Consider the following 6,778-nt stretch of genomic DNA (forward strand, 5'->3'; position numbering starts at 1 on the left):
GCCCCAAATTAGCCTCATGTAAATGACAAGGCAATTTAACTGCTTACTTACACGCCAAATTGTTTTAGAATGGTGGCTTCGAAAAAAATCCAACAAAAATAGACATACCATTTAGCTGCACATGACCAATAATATCGTAGAAATTGATAATCTTTCCTTTGGGTACAAAGGGCGATTGCTGCATAAAGGCATCAATATGGTGTTTCCACGCGGTAAAGTGGTGGCGATTATGGGCGGCAGCGGTAGCGGTAAAACAACTTTGTTGCGTCTTATTGGCGGTCAAATTAAGCCCTCAAAAGGTGAAGTGCGTGTTCATGGCGATGTTGTACATAAGCAAGACCGTGATGGTATATTTAAATTGCGCCGTAAGATGGGTATGTTATTTCAGCAGGGTGCGTTGTTTACCGACTTATCTGTCTATGAAAACGTCGCGTTCCCTATGCGTGAATTAACGGATTTGCCAGATTCTATGATTCACGACTTAGTGTTGATGAAGCTAAATGCAGTGGGCTTGCGAGGTGCACATACACTCATGCCTGCAGAGCTTTCGGGCGGAATGGCAAGGCGTGTGGCTTTGGCGCGTGCCATTGCCTTAGACCCTGCGATCATGATGTACGATGAACCGTTTGCAGGCTTAGATCCGATTTCTATGGGCGTTATCTGTAGTTTGATTCGTAGCTTAAACGATGCCTTAGGTGCCACTTCTATTATCGTGTCGCATGATGTTAAAGAAACATTTTTAATTGCGGATTACGTGTATTTTGTGGCCAATGGCGTGGTTACCGCTGAAGGCACCCCAGATGATTTGATGAAATCAACGTTGCCGTACGTACATCAGTTTGTGCATGGTGATAAAGATGGTCCTGTACCATTTCATTACCCAGCCGGTAACTATCAATCTGAGTTGATGAAACAAAGTTAGTCTTAAGTAAATTAATCCTTGGTAAATTCCTGCTAGCAAAACTTAAATTAAATGATCAAATCAAAGCCTCTCATTAGTATTATTAAAACCTTGCAAGGTATAGGTCATCGCATGGTTGAGCGCATTTGGCGTTTAGGGGCTGGTGCTAGATTATTCTTTCTAACGATTGTTTATTCAGCTGAAAGTTTTAAACGATTTCACCTAACCATGCGTGAGATTTACTCAACAGGTGTCATGTCGCTGTTGATTATTATTGTGTCGGCATTTTTCGTGGGCATGGTGCTGGCTTTGCAAGGCTACAATACTTTGCAGAAGTACGGATCATCTGAAGCCATTGGGGTTTTGGTCTCTCTAGCGTTGGTGCGCGAACTTGGGCCTGTAGTCACAGCTTTGCTGTTTGCAGGGCGCGCCGGTACAGCAATTACAGCTGAAATTGGTTTAATGAAGACTACTGAGCAGCTATCAGCGATGGAAATGATGGCAGTTAATCCAATCGCACGAGTGGTTGCACCTAGATTTTGGGCTGGTGTGATTTCTATGCCTATTTTGGCGGCCTTGTTTTCTATGGTTGGTATATTGGGCGGCTATATCGTAGCGGTGCCACTCATCGGCGTGGATGAAGGCGCGTTCTGGTCACAAATGCAAGCCAATGTGGATTTCCAATCGGATATTGTGAACGGAGTGATTAAGAGTCTGGTGTTTGGCGTAGCTTGCACTATGATTGCTTTGTTTGAAGGTTTTGATGCTCCACCAACGGCGGAAGGTGTGAGCAGGGCGACAACCCGTACCGTGGTGATTTCATCATTAACCGTATTGGGTTTGGATTTTGTTTTAACCTCTTTTATGCTGGTGATATAGCGCTTAAAGAGTAGCTAAAAATTGAGGGGATGATAAGTGGATAGAACTAAAATTGATTTATGGGTAGGGATTTTTGTGGCGCTGGGTGTTGCTGCCTTGTTAGGTCTTGCTATGAAAGTTGGCAATTTAACCTCTGGGAAAATTGGTGAAACTTATAGTGTGACAGCAGCTTTTGAAAATGTAGGAAGCTTAAAACCGCATGCGCCCGTTAAAAGTGCGGGCGTTGCAGTGGGGCGAGTAGATAGTATTGTATTTGACAGCAAAACTTACGAAGCCGTTGTCACAATTAAAATCGATAAACGATACAGTTTTCCTAAAGATACCTTCGCCAATATTTATACGGCAGGTTTGTTGGGTGAGCAGTATATTGGTTTAGAGGCTGGTGGCGACGAAGATGTGCTAAAAAATAATGATAAAATTGCCAAAACACAAGATGCGGTCGTGCTAGAAAAAATGATTAGCCAATTCTTGTTTAGTAAAGCTTCAGAAACCGATAAGGATGCGAAACAGTCAGCTCCTGCAAGTGAGCCAGAAGTTAAGCCAGCAGCGGCTAAGTCAACCGAATTAGGTGATGCGCCGTTCTAATGAGCTGCGCTGAGATATTCTATTAAAGCGCATCAGGTTATAATTTAAATTAAATATCGAATCAAAAAAGGATTCAAATGAAATCAGTTTCAAAGCTTTTAGTAGGGTTCAGTTTTCTTGCCAGTTTATATTCTGGCTTAGCTAGTGCGGATGTTGCGCCAGATGCGCTCGTGAAGCAAACCGCAGATGATGTATTGGCTATCATTAAAAATGATAAAGAGATTCAAGCTGGTAATCAGCAAAAATTATACGCAGTGGCTGAAGAAAAGATTTTGCCTAACTTTGATTTTGATCGAGTATGTCGCATGGTGCTTGGTAAAAATTGGAAAGCTGCAACGCCTGAGCAACAAGCGAGTTTTCAGAAAGAGTTTCGTAGCTTATTGTTACGTACTTACTCTGTAGCGCTGGGTAAATACAAAGACCAAGTAATTGAATATAAAGCAATGCGCACTGAGCCAGATGCAAAAAACGTGACTGTGAAAACTCAGATTATGCAATCAGGCGGGCAACCAATCGCTGTGGATTATAGTCTCGTAAAAAGTGGGTCAACATGGAAGGTCTACGATATTGTGATTGAGAATGTGAGTTTGGTGACTAATTATCGTAGTCAATTCAGCAGTGAAATTCGCCAAAATGGGCTTGATAGCTTGAATACTAAGTTGGCTGATAAAAATAAAAATGCTGGTCTTAAGTAAGCTTAAAGTCTAAATATGGCTGAATTGGTAGAACCTAATGTTGCCGCACGCATTACAGAGCTTGCTGATAAATGGCATGTGTCAGGTGATGTGTTGGTGGATAACGCAAATCTGATACTAAAACTTAGCGCTACATTTAAAATGAACGGTGAAATTGAAGTCGATTTTTCTGGAGTGGATAATGTAGATACGTCAGCTTTGAGCTTAATGTTAGAGTGGCAACGTCGTGCTATAACGGAAAATTGCAAAATTAAATTTACCAACTTACCTGAAAATTTATCTAGTTTGGCAGACTTATACGGCATACAAGATTTTATTCCATTAAGTTTTCATTAAGACTACGCTTATTCAACACCACGTTAAATGCTTACTTGTTGTAATTTTTAAAAGTATCACCATATAGTAGTTAATCATTACGGCTTGTTCATGAACAAGCCGTAATTCATTTAAGTGATGGCTATAAAATTGAATTCAAAAAAATTTGAATTCAAAGTTAACCTAATTTATTAAGTTGTGATCCAAGTCAAAAAATGAAACCTGCAATTCAAATTAATGGCATACATAAGAGCTTTGGCAGCTTGCAAGCCTTAAAGGGCGTTGATTTAACGATAGCTCAAGGTGAGTTCTTTGCCTTACTTGGCCCAAATGGCGCAGGCAAATCAACCTTAATCAGTATTCTTGCGGGTTTAATCAAACCAAGCGCAGGTAATATTTCTGTCATGGGTTTTGATGTGGTAAATCAATATCAGCAAGCCCGTCAATTACTAGGTGTTGTGCCGCAAGAGCTGGTGTTTGATCCATTCTTTAATGTGCGAGAAATGTTGCGATTTCAAGCAGGTTATTTTGGGCGCGGATCTGAAAATGATGCATGGGTAGATGAGATTCTTGAAGGTTTAGGTCTAGCAGATAAAGCGCATGTGAATATGCGTAAGCTTTCTGGCGGAATGAAGCGTCGTGCGTTGATTGCTCAGGCTTTGGCGCACAAACCACCTGTGATTGTGTTGGATGAGCCGACAGCAGGCGTAGACGTTGAACTTCGCCAAATGATGTGGGGATTTATCAAAAAACTGAACTATGAAGGTCATACCATTGTTCTCACCACGCACTATTTAGAAGAAGCTGAGACTTTGTGCAGTCGTGTGGGCATGATGAAGCAAGGTGAAATTGTTGCTTTAGATAGCACCGCTAATTTGCTGAATAAATTTGCCGGCAAGCAGCTGCGCTTGACGCTAGGCGATGTTGCTTTGCCTGCTAATATACAGTCATTGCTACGAAACCAAGAAGGTGGAATTTATACTTTTGCACTGAACGACATGGCGCAAATTGAGTTAGTGCTGTCTTCTTTGCGCTCTGCTGATATTGAAGTGATAGATATGCAGCTTAATGAGGCAGATTTAGAAGATGTTTTCATGTCGCTAGTTGGTCAATCAACTGTCAGTAAGTCATGATGAACAATTCATACTTTAGCGCATTTAGAGGCCCTTGGACGCTACTTAAAAAAGAGTTACTTCGTTTTTGGCGAGTCGCGTTTCAAACAGTAGCCGCGCCAGTGATTACCGCTTTGTTGTACCTGCTTATTTTTTCTCATGCGCTAGAAAGTCATGTGCATGTTTATGATGGCGTACCGTATACATCATTCTTGGTGCCTGGTTTGATTATGATGTCCGTACTGCAAAATGCCTTTGCTAATAGTTCATCTAGCCTGATTCAATCAAAAGTGATGGGTAACCTTGTTTTTGTATTGTTAACGCCGCTGACGCATTTACAATTTTTTATCGCATTCTTGTTTGCGGCAATTATTCGTGGCTTGGTCGTTGGATTAGGTATTTATTTTTTCGCCATGTGGTTTGTGGATATTCACGTGACCAATTTTTGGATGGTATTTGCTTTCGCACTGCTGGGAAGTGCCTTACTTGGTACGTTTGGTATTATTGCTGGTATATGGGCCGATCGATTTGATCAAATGGCGGCATTCCAGAACTTCATCATCATGCCTTTATCGTTTCTCTCAGGCGTATTCTATTCCATCCATTCTTTACCGCCTTTTTGGCAAAAGCTGTCACAACTGAACCCATTCTTCTACATGATAGACGGGTTTAGGTACGGTTTCTTTGGCAAAGGTGATGTGTCGCCTTTGATTAGTCTGTCTATAGTTGGCGCTTCTTTCTTAGTGTTAGCAATGATTACGTTAAAAATGTTAAAATCAGGCTATAAACTAAGAGCTTAAATTAACAGCTTAAGAATCAAGGAATCATTAAATTGCTAAGTGCACAACAGTTAGAGGCTTACATCACGCAAAATTTGGCCTGCGAATATATTAAAGTGCTGGGTGATGATGGCACGCATTTCGAGTCAGTAATCGTAAGCAATGCCTTTGTTGGCAAAAGTATGGTGCAACAGCATCAGCTAGTTTACAGCGCGCTAGGCGATAGAATGCGCTCGGAAATTCATGCGCTTTCAATGAAAACGTACACCCCAGAACAATGGCTAAAACAGTCTGCTTAAATAGACTCAAGCCAGCTTGCGAATGATATGCAGGCAACTAAAGATAAATTAAATAATGTAATGGAGAAGCAAATGGACGCACAAGCAAGAATTAAAGAAACAGTGAGCACCAACCCAGTAGTGCTTTATATGAAAGGCAACCCTAAGTTTCCACAATGTGGTTTTTCAAACTTAGCGACGCAAATTTTAGATGCATGCCAAGCGAAATATATTTCAGTGGATGTGTTGCAAGACCAAGAAGTGCGCGAAGGCATCAAACAATTTGCTAATTGGCCTACTATTCCACAGCTTTACATTAAAGGCGAGTTTGTTGGCGGTTCAGACATCATGCGTGCTATGTATGAAAGTGGTGAGCTTCAAACGATGTTAGATGCGACTAAGTAATTGGAAAAGTTAATCATACAAGGCGGTAGCCGCCTCAATGGTGAAGTCACCATCTCTGGCGCGAAAAATGCCGCTTTGCCAATTTTATGTGCATCATTATTAGCTGAAACGCCTTTGCATTTAAGTAGTATTGCGGCGTTAAAAGACATTGATACCACTATTAAATTGCTCGGTATGATGGGCGTTAAAATCACACGCAATACTAGTGAAGTGACTTTAGATGCCAGTGACGTGACTTCTTTTGAAGCCACTTACGAAATGGTGAAAACCATGCGCGCCTCTATTTTGGTCTTAGGCCCATTATTGGCGCGTTTTGGTACTGCACGAGTTTCATTGCCAGGCGGTTGTGCCATTGGGTCGCGTCCAGTAGATTTGCACATCAAAGGCTTGCAAGCCATGGGTGCTGCAATACATATCACACATGGTTATATTCAAGCGAGTACTTTGCATTTGCCTAATCGTCGTTTACAAGGCGCACGCTACTATATGGATATGGTGACTGTGACCGGTACGGAAAACCTGATGATGGCAGCTGCATTAGCTGAAGGCACAACCGTGCTGGAAAATGCCGCTAAAGAACCAGAAGTGGTCGACCTGGCGGAAATGCTCATTAAAATGGGCGCAAAAATCACTGGCGCTGGCACCGATGTAATTACGATTGTCGGCGTAGAAAAACTGAATGGCACCACGCATAACGTAGTATGTGACCGTATTGAGGCGGGCACATATATGGTGGCTGCAGCGATGACAGGTGGTGAGGTTAAATTACTGAACGCTCGTGCCGATCTGCTAGATGCCGTCATTGAAAAATTACGAGATGCGGGTGCAA

10 protein-coding genes are annotated in these 6,778 nt (G+C 41.9%); all 10 read left to right on the forward strand.

Features of this window, described 5'->3' with window-relative positions; all coding sequences use genetic code 11:
* The first annotated feature begins 121 nt into the window (after positions 1-121).
* On the forward strand, positions 122-922 hold the full coding sequence (locus tag PSU78_RS00245) for an ABC transporter ATP-binding protein (protein ID WP_300382542.1): 801 nt from the start codon (positions 122-124) through the stop codon (positions 920-922).
* A 51-nt stretch (positions 923-973) separates the two neighbouring features.
* On the forward strand, positions 974-1,780 hold the full coding sequence (gene mlaE, locus PSU78_RS00250; protein WP_300382544.1) for a lipid asymmetry maintenance ABC transporter permease subunit MlaE: 807 nt from the start codon (positions 974-976) through the stop codon (positions 1,778-1,780).
* A gap of 36 nt (positions 1,781-1,816) precedes the next feature.
* Positions 1,817-2,365 carry an outer membrane lipid asymmetry maintenance protein MlaD gene (gene mlaD, locus PSU78_RS00255; RefSeq protein ID WP_300382546.1) on the forward strand — a complete coding sequence of 183 codons (549 nt, stop codon included), beginning with the start codon at positions 1,817-1,819 and terminating at the stop codon, positions 2,363-2,365.
* Positions 2,366-2,442: 77 nt separating this feature from the next.
* Positions 2,443-3,060 carry a phospholipid-binding protein MlaC gene (locus PSU78_RS00260; protein WP_300382548.1) on the forward strand — a complete coding sequence of 206 codons (618 nt, stop codon included), beginning with the start codon at positions 2,443-2,445 and terminating at the stop codon, positions 3,058-3,060.
* A gap of 15 nt (positions 3,061-3,075) precedes the next feature.
* Complete coding sequence (locus PSU78_RS00265; protein ID WP_300382550.1) at positions 3,076-3,396, forward strand: STAS domain-containing protein; 321 nt, start codon at positions 3,076-3,078, stop codon at positions 3,394-3,396.
* Between the two features lie 194 nt (positions 3,397-3,590).
* Positions 3,591-4,508 (forward strand): ABC transporter ATP-binding protein, encoded by a 918-nt coding sequence (locus tag PSU78_RS00270; protein ID WP_300382552.1) that lies wholly within the window; start codon positions 3,591-3,593, stop codon positions 4,506-4,508.
* Positions 4,505-5,287 (forward strand): ABC transporter permease, encoded by a 783-nt coding sequence (locus PSU78_RS00275; protein ID WP_300382554.1) that lies wholly within the window; start codon positions 4,505-4,507, stop codon positions 5,285-5,287. Before PSU78_RS00270 ends, PSU78_RS00275 begins: the two co-directional genes overlap by 4 nt.
* Before the next feature lie 32 nt (positions 5,288-5,319).
* Positions 5,320-5,565: a BolA/IbaG family iron-sulfur metabolism protein gene (locus PSU78_RS00280; protein ID WP_300382556.1), complete on the forward strand. Its 246-nt coding sequence runs from the start codon at positions 5,320-5,322 to the stop codon at positions 5,563-5,565.
* A gap of 72 nt (positions 5,566-5,637) precedes the next feature.
* Positions 5,638-5,949, forward strand: coding sequence for a Grx4 family monothiol glutaredoxin (gene grxD / locus PSU78_RS00285; RefSeq protein ID WP_300382568.1), 312 nt, complete (start codon positions 5,638-5,640; stop codon positions 5,947-5,949).
* The coding region (locus tag PSU78_RS00290) for a UDP-N-acetylglucosamine 1-carboxyvinyltransferase (protein ID WP_300382558.1) at positions 5,950-6,778 on the forward strand (829 nt) is incomplete at its 3' end. It lies immediately after the preceding gene.

This window comes from Methylotenera sp. (assembly GCF_029945705.1).
Taxonomy (GTDB): domain Bacteria; phylum Pseudomonadota; class Gammaproteobacteria; order Burkholderiales; family Methylophilaceae; genus Methylotenera.

Coding starts and splice junctions, on each gene's coding strand:
- PSU78_RS00275 (WP_300382554.1), top strand. CDS start 4,505: ATGATGAACAATTCATACTTTAGCGCATTTAGAGGCCCTTGGACGCTA.
- mlaE (WP_300382544.1), top strand. CDS start 974: ATGATCAAATCAAAGCCTCTCATTAGTATTATTAAAACCTTGCAAGGT.
- PSU78_RS00245 (WP_300382542.1), top strand. CDS start 122: ATGACCAATAATATCGTAGAAATTGATAATCTTTCCTTTGGGTACAAA.
- PSU78_RS00260 (WP_300382548.1), top strand. CDS start 2,443: ATGAAATCAGTTTCAAAGCTTTTAGTAGGGTTCAGTTTTCTTGCCAGT.
- PSU78_RS00270 (WP_300382552.1), top strand. CDS start 3,591: ATGAAACCTGCAATTCAAATTAATGGCATACATAAGAGCTTTGGCAGC.
- grxD (WP_300382568.1), top strand. CDS start 5,638: ATGGACGCACAAGCAAGAATTAAAGAAACAGTGAGCACCAACCCAGTA.
- PSU78_RS00265 (WP_300382550.1), top strand. CDS start 3,076: ATGGCTGAATTGGTAGAACCTAATGTTGCCGCACGCATTACAGAGCTT.